The 572-nt window shown below is 44.4% G+C and carries 2 protein-coding genes; both read right to left on the reverse strand.

What is annotated here, in order from left to right:
• Positions 1-417, reverse strand: a 417-nt coding sequence (locus AC1DUA_RS40135) for an aldo/keto reductase (protein ID WP_477504948.1), incomplete at its 3' end; no start/stop codon positions are given.
• On the reverse strand, positions 414-563 hold the full coding sequence (locus AC1DUA_RS40140) for an amidohydrolase family protein (protein WP_477504949.1): 150 nt from the start codon (positions 561-563) through the stop codon (positions 414-416). The genes AC1DUA_RS40140 and AC1DUA_RS40135, both read right to left, overlap by 4 nt.
• Positions 564-572 lie beyond the last annotated feature (9 nt).

The following is a 572-nucleotide window of genomic DNA, read 5'->3' on the forward strand; positions in this document are numbered from 1 at the left end:
ATCTAGAGCTGCGAAACCTCCTTCAGCCACCTCATCGAAAGCCGCGAATTCAATATCATGCAAATATAAAATATCAATATAATCCGTTTGGAGCCGCTTCAAGCTTTCATCTACACTTCTAATGATCCGTTCCTTTGAAAAATCGAACTCATCATCGCCGTACCGTCCAGCTTTTGTTGTCAAAATAAAGCGTTCTCTATCCAGCTGTGCGATGGCTTTCCCTAGTACAGTTTCCGCTTTGGTTAATCCATAATACGGGGACACATCGATTAGATTAATACCAAGATCAACAGCCGTATGGACGGTCCGTATGCTTTCTTCCTCGTTGGTTTCACGGAAAACAGAGCCAAGAGAGGAAGCACCTAAACTCAAGACAGAGACGTCTAGCCCTGTTTTACCTAATTTACGATATTTCATAGCTTATAAAACCCCTTTGCGTTTAGTCCAAATAGACGCTCATTGTCGTGCTGCGTCCATGTTTCTGGTAACGAATGGGTCAATACCTCGACAACTTCCTCGTAACTAGCCGCTAACAAACATACCGGCCAATCGCTGCCGAACATCACGCGGTC

Source organism: Paenibacillus sp. 01T422, from assembly GCF_056398785.1.

Excerpts from the sequence above, each read along its gene's own strand:
- AC1DUA_RS40140 (WP_477504949.1), bottom strand. The coding sequence starts at position 563 with ATGTTCGGCAGCGATTGGCCGGTATGTTTGTTAGCGGCTAGTTACGAG.